This window comes from Anaerotruncus massiliensis (ex Togo et al. 2026), from assembly GCF_900199635.1.
In the GTDB taxonomy this organism is placed as follows: domain Bacteria; phylum Bacillota; class Clostridia; order Oscillospirales; family Ruminococcaceae; genus Anaerotruncus; species Anaerotruncus massiliensis.
Genome location: NZ_LT962687.1, coordinates 2,665,402 through 2,689,136, shown reverse-complemented (window position 1 = coordinate 2,689,136; position 23,735 = coordinate 2,665,402). Strand labels below are relative to the sequence as shown.

Annotated in this window: 21 protein-coding genes and 2 tRNA genes; 19 read left to right on the top strand and 4 right to left on the bottom strand. The window is 64.5% G+C overall.

The window, feature by feature from the left end; all coding sequences use genetic code 11:
- Positions 1-13 precede the first annotated feature (13 nt).
- The 8 genes from C1A13_RS12875 (at position 14) to C1A13_RS12840 (ending at position 6,594) form a co-directional block, all read left to right on the top strand.
- On the top strand, positions 14-1,501 hold the full coding sequence (locus C1A13_RS12875; protein WP_101552641.1) for a sugar ABC transporter ATP-binding protein: 1,488 nt from the start codon (positions 14-16) through the stop codon (positions 1,499-1,501).
- A gap of 1 nt (position 1,502) precedes the next feature.
- Positions 1,503-2,471 carry an ABC transporter permease gene (locus C1A13_RS12870; protein WP_101552638.1) on the top strand — a complete coding sequence of 323 codons (969 nt, stop codon included), beginning with the start codon at positions 1,503-1,505 and terminating at the stop codon, positions 2,469-2,471.
- Between the two features lie 34 nt (positions 2,472-2,505).
- The gene (locus tag C1A13_RS12865; RefSeq protein WP_101552636.1) at positions 2,506-3,003 is read left to right on the top strand and encodes a secondary thiamine-phosphate synthase enzyme YjbQ; all 498 of its coding nucleotides are present in this window, start codon (positions 2,506-2,508) and stop codon (positions 3,001-3,003) included.
- A 36-nt stretch (positions 3,004-3,039) separates the two neighbouring features.
- Entirely contained in the window at positions 3,040-3,759 is a 720-nt protein-coding gene (locus C1A13_RS12860; protein WP_101552634.1) for a triose-phosphate isomerase, read from the top strand.
- Positions 3,759-4,256: a secondary thiamine-phosphate synthase enzyme YjbQ gene (locus C1A13_RS12855; protein ID WP_101552632.1), complete on the top strand. Its 498-nt coding sequence runs from the start codon at positions 3,759-3,761 to the stop codon at positions 4,254-4,256. The genes C1A13_RS12860 and C1A13_RS12855 overlap by 1 nt, the downstream gene beginning before the upstream one ends.
- Before the next feature lie 24 nt (positions 4,257-4,280).
- Positions 4,281-5,348 carry an alcohol dehydrogenase catalytic domain-containing protein gene (locus C1A13_RS12850; RefSeq protein WP_101552631.1) on the top strand — a complete coding sequence of 356 codons (1,068 nt, stop codon included), beginning with the start codon at positions 4,281-4,283 and terminating at the stop codon, positions 5,346-5,348.
- A 160-nt stretch (positions 5,349-5,508) separates the two neighbouring features.
- Positions 5,509-5,952 carry a hypothetical protein gene (locus tag C1A13_RS12845; RefSeq protein WP_101552629.1) on the top strand — a complete coding sequence of 148 codons (444 nt, stop codon included), beginning with the start codon at positions 5,509-5,511 and terminating at the stop codon, positions 5,950-5,952.
- A 48-nt stretch (positions 5,953-6,000) separates the two neighbouring features.
- Positions 6,001-6,594: a DNA-3-methyladenine glycosylase I gene (locus tag C1A13_RS12840; protein ID WP_101552627.1), complete on the top strand. Its 594-nt coding sequence runs from the start codon at positions 6,001-6,003 to the stop codon at positions 6,592-6,594.
- 126 nt (positions 6,595-6,720) lie between these two features.
- On the opposite strand, the gene C1A13_RS12835 is transcribed toward C1A13_RS12840, so the two are convergent.
- From C1A13_RS12835 to C1A13_RS12825, 3 genes are all read right to left on the bottom strand, one after another.
- Positions 6,721-6,811: transfer RNA gene (locus C1A13_RS12835), tRNA-Ser, on the bottom strand.
- A gap of 43 nt (positions 6,812-6,854) precedes the next feature.
- A tRNA-Ser gene (locus C1A13_RS12830) sits at positions 6,855-6,941 on the bottom strand.
- 41 nt (positions 6,942-6,982) lie between these two features.
- The gene (locus C1A13_RS12825) at positions 6,983-7,612 is read right to left on the bottom strand and encodes a flavin reductase family protein (RefSeq protein ID WP_101552626.1); all 630 of its coding nucleotides are present in this window, start codon (positions 7,610-7,612) and stop codon (positions 6,983-6,985) included.
- A 238-nt stretch (positions 7,613-7,850) separates the two neighbouring features.
- Here C1A13_RS12825 and C1A13_RS12820 point away from each other — a divergent pair, with 238 nt between their 5' ends.
- The 8 genes from C1A13_RS12820 to C1A13_RS12785 all read left to right on the top strand — a co-directional run bounded on the left by C1A13_RS12820 (position 7,851) and on the right by C1A13_RS12785 (position 19,662).
- Positions 7,851-9,767, top strand: coding sequence for an NAD(+) synthase (locus C1A13_RS12820; RefSeq protein WP_101552624.1), 1,917 nt, complete (start codon positions 7,851-7,853; stop codon positions 9,765-9,767).
- 205 nt (positions 9,768-9,972) lie between these two features.
- Positions 9,973-11,013: an ABC transporter substrate-binding protein gene (locus C1A13_RS12815; RefSeq protein ID WP_101552622.1), complete on the top strand. Its 1,041-nt coding sequence runs from the start codon at positions 9,973-9,975 to the stop codon at positions 11,011-11,013.
- Positions 11,014-11,129: 116 nt separating this feature from the next.
- On the top strand, positions 11,130-12,653 hold the full coding sequence (locus C1A13_RS12810) for a sugar ABC transporter ATP-binding protein (RefSeq protein ID WP_101552620.1): 1,524 nt from the start codon (positions 11,130-11,132) through the stop codon (positions 12,651-12,653).
- The gene (locus C1A13_RS12805) at positions 12,637-13,671 is read left to right on the top strand and encodes an ABC transporter permease (protein ID WP_101552618.1); all 1,035 of its coding nucleotides are present in this window, start codon (positions 12,637-12,639) and stop codon (positions 13,669-13,671) included. Before C1A13_RS12810 ends, C1A13_RS12805 begins: the two co-directional genes overlap by 17 nt.
- Positions 13,668-14,657 (top strand): galactofuranose ABC transporter, permease protein YjfF, encoded by a 990-nt coding sequence (gene yjfF / locus C1A13_RS12800; RefSeq protein ID WP_306574532.1) that lies wholly within the window; start codon positions 13,668-13,670, stop codon positions 14,655-14,657. The genes C1A13_RS12805 and yjfF overlap by 4 nt, the downstream gene beginning before the upstream one ends.
- A 137-nt stretch (positions 14,658-14,794) precedes the next feature.
- On the top strand, positions 14,795-16,585 hold the full coding sequence (locus C1A13_RS12795) for a cache domain-containing sensor histidine kinase (RefSeq protein ID WP_101552616.1): 1,791 nt from the start codon (positions 14,795-14,797) through the stop codon (positions 16,583-16,585).
- Positions 16,578-17,783, top strand: coding sequence for a response regulator transcription factor (locus C1A13_RS12790; RefSeq protein ID WP_101552614.1), 1,206 nt, complete (start codon positions 16,578-16,580; stop codon positions 17,781-17,783). Before C1A13_RS12795 ends, C1A13_RS12790 begins: the two co-directional genes overlap by 8 nt.
- A 22-nt stretch (positions 17,784-17,805) precedes the next feature.
- A complete protein-coding gene (locus C1A13_RS12785) occupies positions 17,806-19,662 on the top strand; it encodes a substrate-binding domain-containing protein (RefSeq protein ID WP_101552612.1) in 1,857 nt (618 codons plus the stop codon).
- Between the two features lie 52 nt (positions 19,663-19,714).
- Here the strand turns inward: C1A13_RS12785 and C1A13_RS12780 are convergent, their stop codons facing one another.
- Complete coding sequence (locus C1A13_RS12780; protein ID WP_101552611.1) at positions 19,715-20,722, bottom strand: hypothetical protein; 1,008 nt, start codon at positions 20,720-20,722, stop codon at positions 19,715-19,717.
- Positions 20,723-20,922: 200 nt separating this feature from the next.
- On the opposite strand from C1A13_RS12780, the gene C1A13_RS12775 reads away from it, so the two are divergent.
- From C1A13_RS12775 to C1A13_RS12765, 3 genes are all read left to right on the top strand, one after another.
- Positions 20,923-21,702 carry an HAD-IIB family hydrolase gene (locus tag C1A13_RS12775; protein ID WP_172439283.1) on the top strand — a complete coding sequence of 260 codons (780 nt, stop codon included), beginning with the start codon at positions 20,923-20,925 and terminating at the stop codon, positions 21,700-21,702.
- A 142-nt stretch (positions 21,703-21,844) separates the two neighbouring features.
- Positions 21,845-22,312, top strand: a complete 468-nt coding sequence (locus tag C1A13_RS12770) for a hypothetical protein (RefSeq protein ID WP_101552606.1) — start codon at positions 21,845-21,847, stop codon at positions 22,310-22,312.
- A 171-nt stretch (positions 22,313-22,483) separates the two neighbouring features.
- Positions 22,484-23,644 (top strand): MFS transporter, encoded by a 1,161-nt coding sequence (locus C1A13_RS12765; protein ID WP_242970876.1) that lies wholly within the window; start codon positions 22,484-22,486, stop codon positions 23,642-23,644.
- The last annotated feature ends 91 nt before the right edge of the window (positions 23,645-23,735 follow it).

The window sequence follows — 23,735 nt, the reverse complement described above, 5'->3', positions numbered from 1 at the left end:
GGCGAATCAGATTATGGAGCTGCGGGAGATCACAAAGCGATATCCCGGCGTGCTCGCGCTCGACGGCGTCTCCATCGGCTTTGAAGCCGGCGAAGTCCACGCGGTGGTGGGGGAAAACGGCGCGGGCAAATCGACCCTGATGAAGGTAATGGCCGGCGCAATCCGGCCTGACGCCGGGGAACTGTGGTTCGAGGGGACCCGCTACGAGCATATGTCTCCCCAGCTTGCCCACCGGCTTGGAATCGAGATCGTCTACCAGGAGTTTAATCTTCTCCCCTCCCTCACGGTCGCGGAAAACCTCTTCGTCGGCGAACTCAAGGGGCACGCCCTCTGGATCGACCGCAGGGGCATGGAGGAGGAAGCCGGAAGGCTGTTTGAGACGATGGGGGTCAAGATCGATCCGCGGGCGCGCGTCCGGGAGCTGTCGGTCGCGAGCATGCAGCTCGTCGAGATCGCCAAGTCGCTGCGGCGCGGAGCCAGGGTGCTGATTATGGACGAGCCCACGGCCCCGCTCACCCTGCACGAGGTGGATATCCTCTTCGGCCTCATCCGCAAGCTCAGGGCGGAAGGCATCACCGTTATCTACATCTCCCACCGGCTGGAGGAAATCTTTGAGCTGTCCGACCGCGTCACGATCATGCGCGACGGACGGGTCGTCGAACTGCGGCAGACGGCGGACACCACGAAGGAGGACCTCATCCGCGGGATGATCGGGCGGCAGATTTCCGAGCTTTTCCCCGTCCGCTCCCCTGTTTCCGGGGAAACCGTCCTGGAGGTGCGCAGCCTGTGCGGGAGCGGGGACAGGGATATCCATTTCGACCTGCGCCGCGGGGAGATCCTCGGCGTGTCCGGGCTCGTGGGAGCGGGGCGTACAGAGATGGCCCGCATGCTGTCGGGCGCCGATCCGATGGAGAGCGGGGAGGTAACGCTCGAGGGCAAAAAACTGCATATCCGGAACCCAAAGGACGCGCTGGAGCAGGGGATCACACTGCTGCCCGAGGACCGGAAGCGCCAGGGGCTCTTTCTGGGACTGCCCATCGACCAGAACATCTCCATCGCCAGCCTCGAACAGTTTTCCCGCTTTGGCGTGATGCTCCGGCACAGACAGCGCCGGAAGGTGCTTGAGCAGATCAAGGTGCTCCGGATCGCCACGCCTTCCCCGGTCCAGCTTGTCAAAAACCTCAGCGGCGGCAACCAACAGAAGGTTGTGCTCGCCAAGTGGCTCATCACCAACGCGAAAGTTATGATCTTCGACGAACCCACGCGCGGCGTGGATGTCGGAGCGAAACAGGAAATATACAATCTGATGGGGCAGCTGACCGGGCGGGGCATCTCGATCATCATGATTTCTTCCGACATGGAGGAGATCCTCGGCATGTCCGACCGGATCCTGGTGCTCTACGAGGGAAAGCAGATGGGGATCCTTGAGCGGGGGGCGTTTTCCCAGGAGGCGGTCCTGACGCTGGCCTCCGGCTATCAGGGAAGTGAAGAAGGTGCTTAATATGGAAAAAAAGACGATATCCACGACGTTCAAACGGTTCCTGCGGCACAATGCGGTGCTGCTGTGCCTCGCCCTGCTGATCGTATATTTCAGCATCCGGCGCCCGGCGTTTATCGCACCCGACAATATCATGACGATCATCCGGCAGGGCGCGTGCACCGGGATTCTCGCGGTGGGGCTGGCTCATGTCCTGATCATCGGCGGCATCGATCTGTCGATCGGCGCCATGGTCTCCCTCACCAGTGTGATCGCCGGAGTCTTTATGGTCAACCACGGGTGGCCGGTCTGGCTCTCGTCCGTGCTGTGCATCCTGCTGACCTGCCTGCTCGGGCTTATCAGCGGCACCGCCATTCACCTGACCTTTATGCCGCCGCTCATCGCCACGCTGGGCGTGATGAATATTGTGCAGGGCCTGGCTTATCTCGCCAACAACGGCATGCCGATCTACAACATTCCCGAGTCGCTGCGCCGCGTGGGGCAGGAGTCGCTTTTCGGCATCCCCAACCCGGTCATCGTCTGGGCGATCGTGCTCCTGATCGGATGGTTCACGCTCATGAAGACGAAGCTCGGGAGGCGGATCTTCGCCGTCGGCAGCAATGAGGAGGCCGCCCGCCTCTCAGGCATCAACACCTACCGGGTGCGTGCGGCCGCCTACGGGCTGTGCGGCGCCTACGCCGGGATTGCCGGAATCGTGATGACCGGCCGCCTCAATTCGGGACAGACCAACGCCGGCGGCACCCTTTATATCGACGCGCTCACCGCATGCGTCGTCGGCGGCATCAGCATGTCGGGCGGCGAGGGGCGCGTGCCCGGGATCATTGTCGGTATCATTATCATGGCGGCGCTCTCCAACGGCATGGTTGCCGTCGGGCTCAATTCCTACTGGCAGCTGGCCTGCAAGGGGCTGCTGATGATGTTCGCCGTCGGATTCGATTCCTACCAGCGCGTGAAAAAGACGGCCGCCGCATAGCGGCGCGGCACAAAAATGAACGGCAGGAGGCACCATGAGAATTTTTAACGACTCTTTTACGATCCAGTCCGAAGCCCGGCCCACCTTCCACGACGTGACCGACAGGGTCGCCGCCGCCATCAAAAAGCAGGGCGTCATAACCGGTGTGGCCATGGTCTATTCCCAGCACACGACCTGCAGCGTCCTCATCCAGGAGCAGTCGGACGACGTCAACTACTATGGGGAGCAGTTGATTCTGCAGGACCTGGTGAATGTCCTTTCGAAGATCATCCCCACCTGTGAAACGGAGGGGCAGTACCTGCACCCCGGGCCGCTGCATGTGGAGATCGCCGGACGGGAACGCGGCGAGCTGGCCAGATGGAGCCTGAACACGGATGCGCATCTGCGTTCGGTGCTGCTCGGACGGTCCGTCCTGGCCCCCGTAATCGACGGGGAGCCGGTGCTGGGAGAATTCGGGCGCATCTATTTCGCCGATTTCGACCAGGTCCGTGCGCGGCAGCGCACCGTGCGGCTCACCGTTTGGGGCGACTGACCTCACCGCCCGCATCCACAAAAAGGAGGGGGTTTTGTGAAACCCATATTGAGGACGCCGTTCTTTGAGTTCGGAGTCAAAAACTATATTTACGGCGACGACGTCCTGCGGATTGCCGAAGCGGCGGACATCGCCGCCGCCCGGTACGATATCGACGTGCTGATGATCGTGCCCTATACCGAAATCCGCCGGGTTGCGGAGAACACCGCTCGCCTGGTTATCCTCGCGCCCTATATGGACCTGCTCTCCCCCGGACGCGGTATGGCGGACGTACTGCCCGAGGCGCTCAAGGCGGCGGGCGCGCGCGGGGCGGTCGTCAACCACTGTGAACGCCCGATGACCCTCTCCGCGGTCAAACGGACGATCGATCGGGCAAGGGAGCTGGGGATGCTCTCCTTCGCCTGTTCCGACAGCATCGCCGAGGCCCGCGCCCTTGCACAGCTCGGGCCCGACATCATCAATCCCGAACCCAGCGAACTGATCGGTTCCGGCACGCCCAGCGGCCCCGCTTTTGTACGCGAGGTGACCGCGGCCGTCAAGCACATCGATGATACGATCCTTGTGGAGCAGGCCGCGGGCATCTCATCGGGAAAGCAGGTGTATGACCTTATCCTCGCCGGGGCGGAGGGATGCGGCGCGAGCTCGGGCATTTTCCTGTCCGATGACCCGCGGCGGATGGTTGAGGAAATGATCCGGTCTGTGCGTATGGCACGCGACGACCGCGCTCAGGCCATGAAAAAACAGGGGGCGTCATGATGAAAGTTTACAGGGAAACCCTTACGGTCCATTCCCCCGGGCACAGGCCCGCCTTCCACACGGTCACTGACGGGGTCAGGGCGGCGCTTGAGCGGTCGGGCGTGCAAAACGGCATCTGCGTGGTCTATTCCCATCACACCACCTGCTCGGTGCTGACACAGGAGTGCTCCTTTGATCTGGCCTACAACGGCTTGGAATATCTGCAGCAGGACCTTGTGGACGTCCTTGAGGCGATCATCCCCACCTGCCGCAGGGAGGGGCAGTACCTGCATCCCGGCCCCAAGCTGACCGAGTTTTCCGCGCGGCACGGGGAGGGCAAGCCGGAGACCCTCAACACGGACGGACATCTTCGTTCCTCCATCATCGGGCGCAGCGAGACGATCGTCGTCGCGGGAGGCAGGCTCGACCTGGGAGAGTTCGGGCATATTTATTTCGTCGATTTTGACCAGACCCGGCCGCGCGACCGGCAGGTGCAGGTGCAGATTCTCGGCGAATAACCAAAAGGAAGCGAGGAGAATGACATGACAGAGATGATGAAGGCGCTGGTGGCGTACGCACCGCACGACTACCGGTACGAGGATTTTCCCCGCCCGGTGCAACCGCGCGCCGGGGAGCTGATTCTGAAGGTCAGAGGCTGCGGCGTCTGCGCGGGGGACATCAAGGAATATAACGGCCTGCCCGACGCCTGGGGAACGGGCAACGACGACATGGAAATCGAGCCGCCCATCATCCCCGGGCACGAATTCTGCGGTGAGGTCGTCGCGATCGGGGAAGGCGTCAAGGATTACGAATGCGGTGATATGGTCGTCGCGGAGCAGATCGTCCCCTGCGGGGAGTGTCCGGACTGCCTGGCCGGGACGCGATGGATGTGCAGCAAAATGCAGTTGTTCGGCTTTAAACAGGTCGCACACGGCGGTTTTGCGGAATATGTGCGGATTCCGAGCAAAGCGATAACCTATAAGGTCCCGGAACGTTTTTCAGTCGAACAGGCCGCGCTCATCGAGCCCTACGCCTGCGGGATGCACGCGGCCGAGCAGGCGGGGGTGCGGCATACCGACGTGGTGGCGATCGCCGGCATGGGCGCGATCGGACTGGCGATCACGAACATTGTGCGGCTTTCGCTGCCGCAGAGAATTCTCGCCATCGATACGAACGGCGAGCGGCTTCGTCTGGCGAAGGAGTTCGGCGCGGACGCCGTGCTGAACCCGCTTGAACAGGATGTGCCCGCGGAGATCCACCGCCTGACCGGCGGTGCGGGATGCGACGTTTATATTGACGCGTCCGGTTTCCCGGACAGCGTTCCCCAAGGCCTGGCATCGCTGAAAAACCATGGGCGTTATGTCCAGTTCGGCCAGTTCCCCCGCGAGGTGACGGCGAACTGGAACATCATCGGGGACGGCAAGGAACTGACCGTGATCGGATCCCACCTCTCCGCAAACTGCTATCCCCCCGTGATCCGCGGCATTGAAAGCGGCCTTCTCCGTACCGACGGCCTGATTTCGCATACCTTCCGCCTGAAAGACTGGAAGGAGGCCTATGAGCTGCCCGGGAAAGACAAGACGGCCATGAAAGTGCTGATCGTCCCTTAAACGATATCGATATTGGAAAGAGGGCCCATTCCTACCGAATGGGCCCTCTTTTCCTGATTGACGCGGTTGAGTTTCCCCCGCTTCTGGGGTAAAATGAGCCTATGAAACGGAAACGCACGCGATCCGGCAGGAAACCGGAAGCACCGGAGGAGGGATTTCTATGAAAAAGCGGCCCCCGCTGGAGAAGATTTACGAGGCATACAGCGCCATCGCCGACGGCCGCGTATTGATGGGGGAACACGAGGCCGCGGTGCGCTCGTCGGACGGAGGCGGGGAGTACCGTGTGACTTGGACGGAGGACGCCTACGCCTCCACGGACAACGCCACCTACTGGCAGGGGTACGCGGGCTATCCGGTGCTTGCGGTGCTGCTGCTTCAGGGGCGCCTGCCCCTGGACCGGACGCTTGCCGGGCGGTTCGCCGGGATCCGCTGGCATGAGCTGAACGCGCGCCATAAGCGGGATTATGCCGCGGCCGCGTGGGAGGCGATGGAACAAAACGGGATCCCCGCCGAGGAAGCCGATACGGAGGCGCGGCGGGTGCTTGCGGCGCTGGAGGCGCTTCCGGTCACGCTGGGGCGCGGGAGACGCCCCGGGAAGGGATGACGGCGGCCGGCGCGCCGCGAAAAAATCAGATGGAAACGGGGAAATGGGATGGAACGCTGTGAATGGTGCCTTTGCAACGAAAAGATGACCCGGTATCACGACGAGGAATGGGGCGTCCCGCTGCACGACGACCGGGGACAGTTTGAATTCCTCATGATGGAGGTGATGCAGTGCGGGCTCAACTGGAACATGATGCTCCAAAAGCGGGAGATTTTCCGGGCGTGCTTCGACGGGTTCGACTATGACAAAATTGCGGCCTACGGGGAGGCGGACGTCGAACGGATTCTGGCGTGCGACGGGATGATCCGTTCCCGCCGCAAGGTGGAGGCGGTCATCCAAAACGCCGGGCACTTTCAGGAGATCCGCGCGGAATTCGGATCGTTCAGCCGGTTCCTCTGGGACTTCACAGACGGGAAGAGCATCCTCTACGCCGGCCATCAGAAGGGCAGGATCCCCGCGAAAAACGAGCTGTCCGACCGGATCAGCAGGGAGCTCAAGGGGCGCGGCTTCCGTTATCTCGGACCGGTCACAGTCTATTCGCACCTGCAGGCGTGCGGCGTGATCAACGACCATCTGGAGAGCTGCGCCCGCCGCCAGGAGATCGCGGAGCGGTACCCCACCGTCCGGAAACGGGACCGGTGAAGGCCGAATGGCGGAGCCTGCGGTCAGATCAATGAACCGTACGCCGTAAATACTCGGACTCAGAAAGAATATATGGAAACAAAAAACCCGCATGACAGCCATCAAACTGGCTTATCATGCGGGTTTTGGCGGAGATGGAGAGATTCGAACTCTCGCGCCCGTTTCCAGACCTACTCCCTTAGCAGGGGAGCCCCTTCACCGACTTGGGTACATCTCCAAATGGGTGGTGCGTTCAGGATATTTAGTTGTGGAGGGGATGTTGGCGGAGAGAGTGGGATTCGAACCCACGGCTCTTTCGAGTCACCGGTTTTCAAGACCGGCTCCTTAAACCGCTCGGACATCTCTCCGTACGTAACGCCAATCATAATACCATATTTATGGAGACAAGTCAAGTGGTTTCCCCGCGCGGAGCGCGGCGGGGGGCGGATTTTTTGCCCGGGGCGCGGCGCTTGGCGGCGGGCTTTTTGCGCACCGAGAAGCCGAAGGTGCCGAGGCTTTTCCCCAGCGCGAAGTATTCCCCGTGGGCGTAGGCGGCAAGCCCCACGGAGCCCAGGTGCAGCTTGCCGGCGCGGTCGACGAGGGAGGGGTCGACGCCGACGGCGACGATCTCGGCTAGAAACATGTCGTGGGAGCCGAGCGGCAGCACCTGCCGCACGACACATTCGAGCGAGAGGGGACACTCGGCGACCGAGGGGGCCGACACCTTGCCGGAGGCCTCGGGGGTGAGGCCGCAGGCGGAGAACTTGTCAAGGCCGCGGCCGGAACGCACGCCGCAGAAATCGGCGGCGCGCACGAGCGCGGCGGTCGTGAGGTTGACGACGAACTCCCCCGTCTCGGAGATCAGCCCGTGGGAATACCGTTCGGGGCGCACCGAGACATAGGTCATGGCGGGATTCGTATTTACGATGCCCGTCCACGCGACGGTCAAAAGGTTCGGCTTTTCGAGCGTTCCGCAGGAGACGAGCGCGGGCGGCACGGGCGCGAGCAGCGTCCCCGGCTTCCAAAGCAGCTTCGGCATGTATAGGTTCCGCCCTTTCCGGTCAATTTATCCTTAGTATACCATCATTCCGCCGCAAGGTGCAACGTTTTACGGATTTCTTTGGTAGACAAGCCCAATTTGGACGGGTATAATTGTAGTCAGACGGACCGCGGCCGGTGCCCGGGCACCGGAGGAACGGCCGGACCGGCGGCGTCAATTTCGCCGGGGCTTGCCCGGTTGGGGAAGCCGGAAAGAAAGCGGGAAGGGATGACCTCCAATGAAGGATGGACTGATCAAGGCGGCGGTGGGCACGCCGGAAATCCGGGTGGCGGACTGCGCCTACAACGCGGCGTCGGCCGCTGCGGCGGCCAGGCGTGCCGCGATGGAGGGCGTGCGGATTTTGGCGCTGCCCGAGCTCTGCCTGACGGGGTACACCTGCGGCGACCTCTTCCTGCAGGACACGCTGATCGAGGGGGCGTACGCCGCCCTCGAGACGGTGCGCCGGGAGACGGAGGACCTCGACATGCTCCTGGCGGTGGGGCTGCCGGTCATGTGGCACGGAAAGCTCTACAACTGCGCGGCGGTCCTCTGCCGCGGGGAGGTGCTCGGGCTGGTGCCCAAGACCCATCTGCCCAACTACGGCGAATATTATGAAAAACGGTGGTTCGCCCCCGCGCCGGAGGAGAACGGCTATCTGACGGGCGTCTTTGGGGAGGATGTGATCCCCTTCGGCGCAAAGCAGCTCTTCCACTGCGAGGAGCTGCCCGGGCTGGTGCTCGGCGTCGAGGTGTGCGAGGACCTGTGGGCGCCCTGCCCGCCGTCGATCACGCTCGCGCAGGCGGGCGCGACGGTGCTCGTGAACCTTTCGGCAGGGGACGAGACGGTCGGCAAGGCCGCCTACCGCCGGGAGCTGGTGAAGAACCAGTCGGCGAGGCTCGTCTGCGGCTACCTCTATGCCAACGCGGGCGAGGGGGAGTCGACCACCGACATGGTCTTTTCGGGGCACGGGCTCATTGCGGAGGACGGCGCGCTGCTCGCGGAGAAGCCGCCCTTTACCGGCGGGTTCGCCGTCACCGACCTGGACATCGGCCGGATCACCGCCGAGCGCAGGCGGCTGACCACCTTTCCGGCCGCCGCCCGCGAGGGCTACCTGAGCAGCACCTTCTCCCTCTCCCCACGCGAGACGCCGCTCACCCGGACGGTGCCGCGGCACCCCTTCCTGCCTTCGCTGGGGGAACGGGACGGCTGCTGCGAGCAGGTCCTGCAGATCCAGTCGCGCGGGCTTGCCCGGCGGCTCGCCCACTCAGGCGCGAAGACCGCCGTCGTGGGCATCTCGGGCGGGCTCGATTCGGCGCTCGCCCTGCTCGCGGCGGTGCGTGCGGCCGACCTGCTCGGCCGTCCGCGCGCCAGCGTGCAGGCGGTGACAATGCCCGGCTTCGGCACGACCGCGCGCACGAAGGGCAACGCGGAACTCCTCTGCGAACGGCTCGGCGTGAGCTTCTCTTGCGTGGATATTGCGGACGCGGTCGGCGTGCACTTCCGCGACATCGGGCAGGACCCCGGCCTGCGCGACGTGACCTATGAAAACGCGCAGGCGCGCGAGCGCACCCAGGTGCTGATGGACATCGCCAACCGCACGGGCGGGCTGGTGGTCGGCACGGGGGACCTCTCCGAGCTGGCGCTCGGCTGGGCCACCTACAACGGCGACCACATGTCGATGTACGGAGTCAACGCGTCGGTGCCCAAGACGCTGGCGCGGGAGCTCGTGGCATACGAGGCGGACCGCGCCGGCGACCCGGTCCTCGCAAAAGTGCTGCGCGACATCCTCGACACCCCGGTGAGCCCCGAGTTGCTCCCGCCCGCCGAGGGGGAGATCGGGCAGAAGACGGAGGATCTCGTGGGGCCCTACGAGCTGCACGACTTTTTCCTCTACTACCTCGTGCGCTGGGGATTTTCCCCCCGCAAGATCCTGCGCCTCGCCCTGCGCGCCTTCGACGGCCAATACGGGCGCGAAACGATCCTCCACTGGCTGCGGACCTTCTGCCGCAGGTTTTTCGCGCAGCAGTTCAAACGCTCCTGCCTGCCCGACGGGCCGAAGATCGGTTCGGTCTCCCTCTCGCCGCGCGGCGACTGGCGGATGCCGAGCGACGCGGCCGCCGCCCTCTGGCTCGCGGAGCTCGACGCGCTCTCCTGATCCCGCGACACAGCCTCCCGGCCCCCGCACAGCGGGGGCCGGGAGGCTTTTTTGACGCGCCCGGACGGGCTGAGGGGAAACCGGCGCCTGCTAAAAAATCGCATATTTTGGTCTTTTCATTGTAAAGACTTTCCAGCGGGCGGGTGGTAGGATAAAAACACCGAAAGGGAAAAACACCCGAATCTGCGAGAAGGAGAAAAGAAAAATGAAAAAGAGAATCCTGGCAATCGTCCTGGCAGTGTGCATGGCGTCCATGGTGTTCGCGGGGTGCGGCAGCGAGCCCGCGGCGGCTCCGGCCCCGGCCGATACGCCCGCCTCCGCCGACGCGGCCCCGGCTCCCGCCGAGCCCGCCGCCAAGCCCGCCAACGACAAGCTCGTCGTCGGGTTCGCGCAGATCGGACAGGAGTCCGGCTGGCGTGACGCCGAGACCCAGTCCATCCAGTTCTACGCGGGCCAGAACATCGACACGATCGACCTCAAGTTCGCGGACGCGCAGCAGAAACAGGAAAACCAGATCAAGGCGATCAAATCGTTCATCGACATGGGCGTCGATGTCATCGGGCTCGCCCCCGTCGTGGAAACCGGCTGGGACGCGGTCTTCACCGAGGCCAAGGAGGCCGGCATCCCGATCGTGCTCGTCGACCGCAAGGCTGACGTTCCCGAGGACCTCTACGCGACCTTCATCGGCTCCGACTTCATCAAGGAGGGCAACGACGGCGCCGACGAGATGGCGCGCCTGCTCGACAACAAGGGCAAGATCGTCGAGCTTGAGGGCACCGTGGGCGCCTCCGCGGCCAATGACCGCAAGAAGGGCTTCGACGACCAGATCGCGGCCAAATATCCCGACATCGAGATCCTCGCCTCCCAGACCGGCGACTTCACCCGTGCGAAGGGCAAAGAGGTCATGGAGTCCTTCCTGAAGACCTACGGCAGCGAGATCCAGGGCGTTTTCGCCCACAACGACGACATGATGCTCGGCGCGATCGAAGCGATCAAGGAAGCCGGACTCAAGCCGGGCGTCGACATCAAGACCGTCTCCTGCGACGGCGTCAAGGGCATCTTTGAGGCGATGGCCGCCGGCGAGGCGAACGTCACCGTCGAGTGCAACCCGCTGCTCGGACCCCAGTTCTTCGAGACCTGCGCCAAGCTCAAGGCCGGCGAGACGGTTGAGAAGTGGATCAAATCCGAAGAGGGCGTCTACCGCGCCGAAACCGCGGCCGAGGACCTGCCGAACCGCGTCTACTGATCCAAGTCTTTTCATTCTTTCTTCCCAACACGAATAGAAACGTTGAAATCCGCTCCGGCGCTGGGTCGGAGCGGATTTCGACAGTCATGCAGGAATAGCGAGAGGAGGATACGGCGATGGATGCGGAAAAGCTGCTTCTGCGCATGGAGCACATCTCCAAGCGGTTCCCGGCGGTCGTGGCGCTGGACGACGTGGAGTTTTCCCTGCGCGCGGGGGAGATTCACGCGCTGCTCGGCGAAAACGGCGCGGGCAAATCCACGCTGATCAAGGTGCTGACCGGCGTGGAACAGCGCGACAGCGGGACCGTCTGGCTGGAGGGGAAGGAGATCTTCCCCCGGACCCCGCAGGAGGCGCAGGAGACCGGCATCAGCACGGTGTATCAGGAGGTCAATCTCTGCCCCAACCTGTCGGTGGCGGAGAACATCTATATCGGCCGCGAGCCCCGCAGGGCGGGGCGCATCGACTGGAAAACCATCAACCGGAAGGCGGCGGAGCTGCTCGGCCGGTTTAATCTGAATATCGACGTCACCCAGAACCTCGACGCCTATTCGGTCGCGGTGCAGCAGATGGTCGCCATCGCGCGCGCCGTCGACATTTCGGCCCGGGTGCTCATCCTCGACGAGCCGACCTCGAGCCTCACGGCGGTCGAGGTGCAAAAGCTCTTCGAGATCATGCGGATGCTCAAAAGCCAGGGCATGGGCATCATCTTCGTCACCCACTTCCTCGACCAGGTCTACGAGGTCACCGACACGATCACCGTGCTGCGCAACGGCGAATATGTCGGCACCTACGCGACCGCCGAGCTGCCGCGGGTCCAGCTGGTCGGCAAGATGATCGGCAAGGAGTACGCCGAGCTCGAGGGCAGCGCCGCCGCGAAGGGCGGCGAGGAGCGGATGGGCGAGGTGCTCGTGGAGCTGCGCGGGGCGGGCTCCGCCTCGATCCCGGACGTGAACCTCGAGATCCGCCGGGGCGAGGTGCTCGGCCTCTCCGGGCTGCTCGGCTCGGGGCGCAGCGAGACCGCCCGGCTCATCTTCGGCGTCGACCGGATGGAGCGGGGGGAGGTCGACGTGCGGGGCAGGAAGACGGAGGTGCGCGGCACCCTCGCGGCGATCCGCAGCGGGTTCGCCTTCTGCCCCGAGAACCGCAAGACGGAGGGCATTGTGGGGGATTTGACCATCCGCGAAAACATCGTCCTCGCCCTCCAGACCAAGCGGGGGATGCTGCGGGCGATCTCCCGCGCGGAGGCGGAGAAGATCGCGGACGAGTACATCGAAAAGCTCGCGATCAAAACCCCCTCGCAGGACCAGCTCATCCGCAACCTGTCGGGCGGCAACCAGCAGAAGGTCATCCTCGCCCGCTGGCTTGCCACCAACCCCGACCTGCTGATGCTCGACGAGCCGACGCGCGGCATCGACATCGGCACCAAGGCGGAGATCCAGAAGATCGTCATCCAGCTGGCCGAGGAGGGCATGGCGCTCATCTTCATCTCGTCCGAAATCGACGAGATGCTGCGCTGCTGCAACCGCATGGCGGTGCTGCGGGACAAGGTGAAGGTCGCCGAGCTCTCCGGTGAGGAGATCTCCGAGGCGGCCATCATGAATCTGATCGCGGGAGGTGCGCAGAATGAACAGCCGGCTTAAAAAGCTCACGAAGTGCCAGTCCTTCTGGCCGCTGATGGTGCTGCTCGCCATCCTGCTCGTTAACGGCGTCGTGTCGGGCGGCGCCTTCTTCCAGATGAGGATCGTCGACGGCCACCTCTACGGCAGGCTCATCGACATCCTGCGCAACGGCTCCAAGCTCATGCTGCTCGCGACCGGCATGACGATGGTGCTCGCCACCGGCGGCACCGACATCTCGGTCGGGTCGGTCATGGCGATTTCGGGCGCGATCGCCTGCTCGGTCGTCGACGGGCGCATCCTGTCGTCGCTCGGCGGCAGCGTCACGGCCGCGGTGCTCATCGCGGTGCTCGCGGGCGTCCTCTGCGGCGCGTGGAACGGGCTGCTCGTCTCCAAGATCAAGATCCAGCCGATCGTCGCCACGATGATCCTCATGGTGGCGGGGCGCGGCATCGCGCAGCTCATCACCGACGGCAAGATCGTCACCGTCAATTCGGACGCCTACTACTTCATCAACGGCGGCTACATCCTCGGACTGCCCTTTCCCCTCTTCATCGTCGGGTTCTTCGTGCTGCTCATCATGCTCTTCACCAAGAAGACCGCGTTCGGGCTCTTCGTCGAGTCGACCGGCTGCAACCCGGTGTCGAGCCGGTTCGCGGGCATCAACGTCGACCGGGTGAAGCTGGTCATCTACACCTTCTGCGGCGCGATGGCGGCCATCGCGGGACTCATCGAGTCGGCGGGCATCAAGGGCGCCGACTGCAACAACGCCGGCCTGATGATCGAGATGGACGCGATCCTCGCGGTCGCGATCGGCGGCACCTCCCTCGCGGGCGGGCGGTTCTCGATCCCCGCCTCGATCGTCGGCGCGCTGATCATCCAGTCGATCACCACCTCGGTCTACGCGATGGGCGTCGCCCCCGAGGTCACGCAGGTGGTCAAGGCCCTCATCGTCGTCGCGATCTGCCTGGCGCAGTCGAAGAAGTTCAAGGCCGCCGTCGCGGCCAGGCTGACCTCCCGGAAGGCGGTGAGCGCGGCGTGAGCACACTGGAAAAAACAAGGCGCAGGGGCGGGATCAAAAACGTCTCCCTCTTCATCACCGTCATCCTCTTCGTGGGGCTGTTCGCGGCGGGGTCGGTCAGATACGACCGCTTCCTCTCCCTCTCCACCTTCTTGAACCTCTTCAACGACAACGCCTACCTCATCATCGTCTCGGTCGGCATCACCTTCGTGCTGCTGACCGGAGGCATCGACATCTCGGTCGCTTCGACGTTGGCGTTTACCTGCGTCTTCTCCGCCTTCCTGCTGCGGCTGGGAGTGCCCGCCTTCGTGGTCATCCCGCTGGTGCTGCTCATCGGGCTGGGCGTCGGCGCGCTGATGGGCTTCCTCATCCACAGCTACGATCTCCAGCCCTTCATCGTCACCCTCGCGGGGCAGTTCTTCATGCGCGGGCTGTGCGCGGTGATCAGCACCGAGTCGATCCCCATCTCCGACGGCTTCTACAAGAGCATGGCGCTGGGCAAGGTCGCCTTCGGCAAGGCGAAGCTCTATTACTACGTGTTCATCGCGCTGGCGGTCGTGGCGCTCGCCTACTACGTGCTCAAATACACCAAGTTCGGCCGCGGGGTCTACGCGGTGGGCGGCGGCGAGCAGTCGGCGGTGCTCATGGGGCTTCCGGTGGCGCGCACCAAGATCTCCGTCTACGCGATCAGCGGCTTCTGCGCGGCGCTGGCCGGCGTGGTGTTCAGCTTCTACACGCTGGCGGGCTATTCGCTCCAGAACATGGGCCTCGAGCTCGACGCGATCTCCTCGGCGGTCATCGGCGGCACGCTGCTCACCGGCGGCGTCGGCACCGTGATCGGCACGATGTTCGGCGTGCTCATCCAGGGCGTCATCCAGACGATCGTCACCTACCAGAACCTCAACACCTGGTGGACCAAGGTCACGATCGCGGCGCTGCTCTGCGTCTTCATCGTCATCCAGCGGATCATCGCCATCCGCGCGGAAAAGCTTAAAAACAAGGGTTAACGCGGGCTTCGCGTGACTGCCGGTCCGGCCGCTTTGACAAAAGCGGCCGGACAATCTTGGTTATATTGAACCTGCCGCGAAAGCGGTTTTTCCGCTATAATGGAAAAGTCCGGAAAAATGGGAAAGGGGGACGCGCGATGAGGCGGCTTTGGGAGCTCTTCCAGAACAACCGGTTCCGCAACAAGATGGCGATCACCTACGTCTTTATGGCGCTCATCCCCCTGGTCATCTTCGCCGCGGTGAGCGCGGGGGTCTTCCTGTCGCAGGCGCGGCAGACGACGATGGCCCACACCGCGCAGATCACCGGGCAGGTGAGCAACTCGATCGACATGTACATCAGCACGATCGACAAGATGGCCGACTACCTGACCTGCATGCTCCAGCGCAGCGGGATGCTCGAGGACGCGGCGGCGTGGGAACGGATGCAGACGCCCGTCTCGAGCACCCTCAGCGACATCGCGCGCTCCCACCCCGAGATCGCGGGCATCCTGATCGCCACCGAGCAGGACGACAGCGTAAGCACGGGGATGAGCCGCATCTCCCGCGACCCCTTCACGAGCGAGAACTGGTACCGGCTGGCGTCGACCGAGCCCGACCGGGTGGTGCTGGTGGGCAGCACGACGGGGCGGAACATCGTCACCAAGCAGGACTACAGCGCGGACAACGTCTTTTCGCTGGCCAAGGCGGTCAAGGACCGCCGGACGGGCGAGGTGCGCGGGGTCATCCTCTTCGACGTGAGCCACGAGATCATCACCGACTCGATCAAGAACGTGACAATCGGGGAGAAGGGGTTCGTCTTTGTCGTCGACTCCGACGACAACATGGTCTTCACCCCCGTCAACGAGATCGTCTACCGCGTCGACCCCGCCTGGCTCGACGGGGACGCGGGCGTCCCGGTGACCGCGCAGATCGCGGGCGGGCGCTACCAGATCCGCTACGAGCAGAGCGGCTTTACCGGCTGGAAGACGGTGGGCGTCTTTTCCCTCGACGAGGTCATGGGCGGCATCAACACGATCGTCTATGTGCTCATCCTCTGCATCGTCGGGACGGGCGCGCTGGTGCTCTTCGTATCGCTCCAGCTCGCCAACTCGGTCACCAAGCCGATCTCCAAGCTCCAGAAGCTCATGAAGCAGGCGGAGTCGGGCGACCTGTCCGTGCGGTTCAACAGCCTCTACAGCGACGAGATCGGCGACCTCGGCCACAGCTTCAACCATATGATCCACCGCATCGACCACCTGATCCACCGGGTGTACGAGGAGCAGCAGAGCAAGCGGGACGCCGAGCTCAAGAGCCTGCAGGAGCAGATCAAGCCCCACTTCCTCTACAACACCCTCGACACGATCAGCTGGATGGCGCGCGACTACGGCGCCGACGACATCGTGAGGCTGGTCGACGCGCTCACCAGCATGTTCCGCATCGGCCTCTCCCACGGCAAGGACTTCATCAGCGTGCAGGAGGAGATCACCCACGTCTCCAACTACCTCTATATCCAGAAGATCCGCTACAAGGACAAGCTCAATTACGCGGTCGACGTCCCGGCCGAGCTTTCGGGCTGCCTCGTGCCCAAGCTGATTTTGCAGCCGCTCGTCGAAAACGCCATCTACCACGGCATCAAGCAGAAGCGGGGCGGCGGCACGATCGCCGTCACGGGGCGGATGTCGGAGGAGGGGCTTCGCATCACCGTGCGGGACGACGGCGCGGGCATGCCGCCCGAACGCCTCGCCGCGCTGCGGGAACAGCTCAAAAAGCCGCTCGACGAGATGGAGAAGACGAGCTTCGGGCTCTTCTACATCGCGGAGCGCATCCGGCTGTGCTACGGGGACCGCTACGGGATATCGCTTGACAGCACGCCGGGGGAGGGCACGACGGTGACGGTCTCGCTGCCCGCCCGGGCGGAATTGATCAACCGGGAGGTTTTCCATGTATAAGGCATTGATCGCGGATGACGAGGAGATCATCCGGAGCGGCCTTTCTCGGCTGCTCGCAAGGGACCCGGACTTTGAAGTCGCCGCGCTGGCGGAGGACGGGGAGCAGGCGCTCGAGCTGGCCGCCGAGCGCCTGCCCGACCTGCTGCTCGTCGACATCAACATGCCCTTTTTGAACGGGCTGGAATTCATCGAGCGGCTCGAGGGGGTGCTGCGGGGCGCGGTCATCATCGTCATCACCGGCTACGACGATTTTTCCTACGCGCAGCAGGCGCTGCGGCTGGGGGTGTTCGACTACCTGCTCAAGCCGGTGATGGAGGACGCGTTCTACGACGCGGTCGGGCGCGCCAAGCAGCAGCTCCAGACCAACCGCAGGCAGGTCAAATACCTCGACTGGGCGCGCATGCAGCTCGAAAAGAACCGCTCGTCGCTCGTCGCCGCCTTCCTCGACGGCTGGCTTGAGGGGCGGTACAGCGAGCCGGAGGTGGCCGAGCAGCTCGGCTACCTCGGCATCTCCATCCCCGAGCCCTACGGCGTCACGGTCGCGCACCTCTCGGTGAACGAGGGGAAGACGATGGTGGGGCAGGAGTGGGACGAGAACCTGCTCTATTACGCGGCGGAGAACATCGCGCGGGAGCTCTTCGAGCCGCTCGGCCCGGTGACCTCCTGCAAGAACGCGAGCGGCGATCTCGTGGTCCTCTCCTCCTGCCTGCCCGCCGCGCGCTGGAGCGCCACCGCGCGGGAGCTGCGGGAGCTGCTGGAGGAGCACCTGCCCGCGCAGGCGGTGCTGTCGCAGGTCCCGGGCGACCGTCTGGCCGGTCTGCCCGAGGCGTACGACGACGCGATGGAGCTGCTCGAGCAGCGGGAAAAATGCCCGCAGTCGGTGCTGGAGGCGCGGCGTTACATCGAGGAGCGCTACGCCGACCCCTGCCTCTCGCTCCAGGGGGCGGCGGACCGCCTGCACCTCTCCCCCCAGCACCTGAGCCGCCTCTTCCGCCACGAGACGGGGGTCACCTTTGTCGACTACCTCTCGCGGGTGCGCATCCGGCGGGCGGTCGAGCTGCTCGCCGACGGGGAGCTCAAGATGTACGAGATCGCGGAGCGGGTGGGTTATTCAAGCCAGCACTATTTCAGCAGCGCCTTCAAAAAGGTGCTCGGCGTCTCCCCGATGGAGTATCGGAGGGGCGGCGCCGCGCGGTGACGGAAAAGGAGGGGACGGCCATATGAGAAGGGGATTCCGGCGGCTGACGGCGGCGCTGCTCTGCGCCGCCCTGCTCCTGCTGCCCGCGGGCTGCCGGTCCGGGCCGGAGGAGGGGAAGATCCGGTATGTCATCGGCGTCTCGCAGGCCAACATGCGCGAGCCGTGGCGGCTGGTGCTGATCCGCGAACTGCAGGAGGAGGCGGCCAGGCATCCGGAGATCCGGCTGGTCATAACCGACGCGACCTCCGACGGCGAAAAGCAGGTCGAGGACATCCAGCGCCTGCTCGGCTACGGCATCGATCTGCTGATCGTCTCGCCCCACGACGTCGAGCGGATCACGCCGGTGGTCAGCGAGGTCTACCAGAAGATCCCCGTCATCGTGCTCGACCGGGTGGTGGAGGGCTACGACTACTCCCTCTTCATCGGGCCGGACAACGACCTGATCGGCAAGCAGGCGGGGGAGGCCGCCGTCCGGCTCGTGCGGGGCTCGGCGGCGAAGGTGCTCGAGCTCAAGGGCGGGCCCCATTCGCAGGCGAGCGCCGAGCGCAGCGGCGGCTTTCGCTCGGTCACCTCCCTTTTCCCGCTCATCGAGATCGAGTCGGTCACGGTGGAAAACGAGTCGCGCGACGCGGCGGAGGACCTGGTGAGCGCCTACGGCGAGCGGCTCCGGGAGTTCGACGTGATCTTCGCGCACAACGACTATATGGCGCTCGGCGCCTATAAGGCCGCCCACCGGCTCGGCTGCGACGACGTGAAAATCGTCGGCATCGACGGCTTCACCGGGCAGGACGGCGGGCTGGAGCTCATCCGCGGCGGGAAAATCGACGAGACGATCACCTGCCCGACCGGCGGCAGGGAGGCGATCCAGTTTTCGCTCGACATCCTCGGGAAGGTGAGCGGCGTGCCCAAGCAGGTCATCCTGCGCAGCCACGCGATCACGCGGGAAAATGTGGACAGCTACGAGCGCCAGCTCGACCGCGCGACCCGTCCGGTCGACCGGACGATCCGCGTGGGCTACGCACAGGTGGGCACCGAGAGCGGCTGGCGGCTGGCGAACAACCAGTCGATCCGGGACGCGGCGCGGGAGTTCGGCGTCGATCTGACCGCCATTGACGCGGACAACGACCAGCAGGCCCAGCTCGAGGCGGTGCGGGAGTTTATCCGGCAGAGGATGGACGTGATCGTCATCTCCCCCATCGTCGACAGCGGCTGGGACGAGGTGCTCATGGAGGCGCGCGACGCGGGCATCCCCGTGCTGCTTTCCGACCGGAAGATCTCCGTGGCGGAGGACGACCTCTTCATGACCTTCATCGGCGCGGACTTCATCGAGGAGGGCCGCCGCGCCATGCGCTGGACGGCGGCAAACGTGCCCGCGGATAAGCACCCGGTGCGCATCCTTGAAATCCAGGGAACGGTCGGGGCCACCCCGACCATCGAGCGCAAGCGGGGCTTTGAGATGCTGTTGGCCGAGCATCCCGACTATTCGATCGTCTATTCCGCGGGCGGCGACTTCACCCGGGAGGGGGGACGTCTCGTCGTCGAGCGGTATCTGCGGGAGCACGCGTGGGACATCGACGTGATCTATTCCCACAACGACGACATGGCGCTCGGCGCGGTCGACGCGCTCGAGGCGGCGGGCATCCAGCCGGGCCGGGACGTGAAGATCATCTCGGTGGACGGTACAGAGGAGGCGGTCAAGGCGCTCGAGGAGGGCAGGCTCAACTGCGTGGTCGAGTGCAGCCCGCTGCTCGGGCCGCAGCTCATGAAGGCGGTGACCGACCTGATGAGCGGGAAGGAGCTGCCGCTGCGGATCATCACAGACGAACGGGTCTTTACCGCGCAGACCCCCAGAGAGGAGCTGCGCGGGCGCAAATACTGAGGCGCGAAAAAGGACCGGCGGCCGTTTGGCCGCCGGCCCTTTCCGGGTTTTTTCAGCTCTGGCGGAGCACGCAGATCCGGTAGCTCCCGGTGTAAAAGGGCGCGGACTCTCCGCGCGCCTCCTGCCGGTCGCAGAAGAGGTCGTAGCGGTAGCGGGCGGGCTCTTCCCCCTCCACGCAGAGGGCGCTGGCCGCGAAGGAGACGTAGAGGTAGCCCGGCTTCTCCCGGTCCTCCCCGAGCTCGTCGTCAAAGACCATGCTCAGATCGAAGCGCTGGCCGGGGAAGATAATGTTGCGGACGCTCTGCCCGTCCACGTTTTGAAAAATCTGCGTGGACTCGTAATAGCCGTTCTCATACTGCACGTCGGTCACGACGCCCACCATAAAATCGGAGAGGGTCAGTTCGGTGATCGGGACCTGTCCGGGGTTGACGAGGCTCAGGGTGAGCTTGCGGGTGTCCTCCCCCACCGACTCGGTGAAAAAGAGGGTGTCCCCGCTGAAAAGGTCGATGCCGTCGAACGCGCTGTCCCACACCTCGCAGAGCACGGGCCGGTCCTTGCAGACACAGAGCATGGGGAACCTCCTTCCGCTTTGCAGCAGCTGCTTGAGGTTGTTTTCCGTCCGGTCGATCCGGTCGATCACCAGGCGGGCGTTTTCCTTCCCGTCCTGCCGGTTCGCCAGCAGCGAAAGGCGCCCCTTCTGCCCCAGCTGGGCGGAAAGGTACCTGTCCAGCCGCGCGTAGCAGTCGGTAAAGAGGTGGTCAAGCCGTTCGCTGCGTCGGATGTCGGGGTGCTCCCGGTAGAACCGCTCGGTCAGTTCGGCGCGCCAGTCGTCGGTGAGGACCTGGGGATCGGTGTACGCGTAGGTCAGCTTGTCCGCAGCGTCCCGCACGGCCTCCGCCTCCGCCCCGCCGGAGCACTGGCGCTCGATGGCCGCGTCCAGCTCGCCGTACAGCCGCTCCAGCGCCCGCTCGTCGAGCCTGTCCTGCGCAAACCCCTTGAATGCTTCCTGCACGGCGCTCTGCACGAATGAGGCGATCACGCCCGCAGCCTGTTCGATCATCCTGCCCGCTCCCTTCCGGTTTCTTCCATTCATTATAGGGCTATTTTCAACAAAATACAACCGGGGCGGTCCAAAAAAACCGTCTGGGACGGAGAAAGCGGCGGCGGGCGCGGGGAAATGACGGAAGCCCCTTGGCAAAGGGGCTTCCGCCGTGTTACACTGGACCCGGCCGCACGGCGGCCGGAAACGGGGGAGTTATGGTGATCAAGCTGGTTGCGAGCGATCTGGACGGGACGCTCCTGCAAAACGGGGCCCAGGCCCTGACGCCCGAGGCCCTGCGGCTGATCGGGAAGCTGCTGGAGCGGGGGATCCTCTTCGCGCCCGCGAGCGGGCGGCAGTATCCCAACCTGCGGCGGATGTTTTCGCCCCACTGGCACGAGATGCTCTTTATCTGTGAAAACGGCGCGCTCACGATGCACCACGGCGCGGCGCTCTCCACCATCCCGCTCGAGCGGGAGACGGGGGAGGCGCTCATGCGGGACATCCTCGCGCGCGACGACTGCGAGGTCATGCTCTCGGGGCGGGAGACCTCCTACCTCTGCCCGCGCCGGAGGAGCTACTCCGACTTTGTCGTCTACACGATGAAAAACACCGTCACGATCGTGGACGACCTCTTCTCGGTGGACGAGGAATTTTTGAAGGTTTCCGCCTACGTCCACGGGGACGGCGCGGCGCGCGTGGCCCCGGCTTTCATCGAAAAGTGGGGGAATGTCGTGACGGCCGCCGTGTCGGGCGCGGCGTGGATCGACTTCACGGTCGCCGACAAGGGGATGGCGATCGAGGCGGTCGCCCGGCGGCTGGGCATCGGGAAGGACGAGATGATGGCCTTTGGGGACAACTTCAACGACGTGGAGATGCTCGAGGCGGTCGGCCGCCCCTGCCTGATGGAGACCGCCGACCCGGCGCTGCTCGAACGGTTCCCCAGCCGCTGCGCGTGCGTGGAGGAGGCGCTGACGGCGCTTCTGGCGGAGATTTCCTGAGGCGTGCCCCGGAAAGAAATACCAGCCGTGGGGGCGGCGCTTTGATTGACAGGAAACGGAAATTCCCTTATAATGAGGATAAAGTGTGCATCACCGCGTCAGCGGGGAAAAGCGTACGCTACATCGTGAGGAGGACAATTTTATGGCACCAAAGGGCAAAACCATGTTGAAAGTGGTCAGCATTCTGTACATCATCTTTTCCGGCATCAGCATCCTGTTCGGGCTGCTCGCGCTGGTGGGCGGCGGCATGATCGCGGCCGGCGGCGACATGATGGGCGCCGGGGTCGGCGCGGTCGCGGCGATCATGGGCGTGGTCGTCATCCTTTCCAGCGTTTTCAGCCTGATCGTCGGCATCATCGGCGTCAAAAACTGCGCGAAGCCCGAGAAGGCGCAGGTCTGCTTCGTGCTCGGCATCATCCTGATCGTGCTCGCCGCGTTCAGCCTGATCAGCTCCTTCGGAAGCGACGGCAACGTCTTCTCCGGCCTGATCGGCCTCGTGCTGCCGGTCCTGTACACGCTGGGCGCCTACTGGAACAAGCAGTCGGCCGCCGCCCCGGCGGCGCCCCAGGCTCCGTCGGACGACGCGAACCGGAACGGCCCCGAGCTGTAAGAATATCCCGGATAAAAAGAACCGCGCCTAGCGCGGTTCTTTTTTTGATTGCATTTCCAGGGACGCTGTGCGATACTGGAACAAGAACGAAACAGAACGAGGCGTCGCCATGGGCAGTCCGATTTGATCTTCGGAATTTCACCGGCAAAATGAAATTCGGAGGGAACACAATTGAATCGAAAAATCGGGATTCCCCTGTTCTGCGCGACGGCGTTTTTACAGGGCATGGTATTCTATGGCCCGATCGCGACCCTTTACCGGCAGGCGCGCGGCGTCTCGGTCTTCCAGATCACACTGATCGAGAGCATCTCCCTCGCCTGCCTGATCGCTTTGGAGATTCCGTGGGGCTACGTGGCCGACCGGATCGGCTACCGGCGCACGCTGGCCGCCTGCAACGTCCTCTACTTCCTCTCCAAGATCGTCTTCTGGCGGGCGGAGGGCTTTGGAGGATTCCTGCTCGAACGGCTGATGCTGTCGGTGGTGCTCTCGGGCTTCTCCGGCTGCGACTCCGCCTATCTCTTTTCCCTCGCGGGGGAGGGGGAGAGCCAGAAGGCCTTCGGCGCCTACGAGGCGTCGGCGACGGCCGGCCTGGTCGCCGCGTCGCTTCTCTTTTCCACCGCGGTCGGCGGCGACTTTGACGCGGCCGGCTTTCTCACCGTCCTCTCCTACGGGGCGGCGATGGTTTTGACCTTCTTTTTGCCCGAGGTGCCGCCGCCCGCGCGGCGGAGCGCGGGCTTTGGGGCCCGCGCCGGGGAGGCCGCGCGGGAGGTGTGGGACAACCGGCGGTTCCTGCTCTTCCTCGCGGCGGCCGCCCTGCTCACGGAATCGAACCAGACGATCACCGTCTTCCTCAGCCAGCTCCAGTATGTCCGCGCGGGCATTCCCGCCCGCGCGATGGGATACCTGTTCATCCCGCTGACCCTCATGGGGCTCTTCGCCGCGCGTTCCCACCGGCTGACCGCCCGGCTGGGGGAGGGGCGGGCCCTTTCGGGGCTCTTCCTGCTCGGCGCTCTCTCCTGCGGGCTGCTCGCGGTAACCGGAAGCCCCGTGCTTTCGGTGGCGGGCATCCTTGCGCTGCGGCTGTCCGCGTCGGTCTTCGCGCCCATCGGCATGGAGGTCCAGAACCGGCAGGTGCGTTCCTGCGGGCGGGCCACGATGCTGTCGGTCTACTCGAGCGTGATGAACCTGGTCGCGGTGGGCACCGGCCTGATCTTCGGCAGGCTCGCCGAGGAGGGCGTCGGGCGGGCGATGGCGGCGGGCGCGGGATTCTGCCTGACGGGCCTTTTGCTTTACACCCTGTGGCGGCGATTGACGGAAGGGACGGCCGGTTAGCCCGCCGCAATTTTCCGATTCGTCAAACTTTACACACAGGAACTTCACAATAGCGCCGCATACTGGAAGGGTGGAAAGGCGCGGGCCTTTC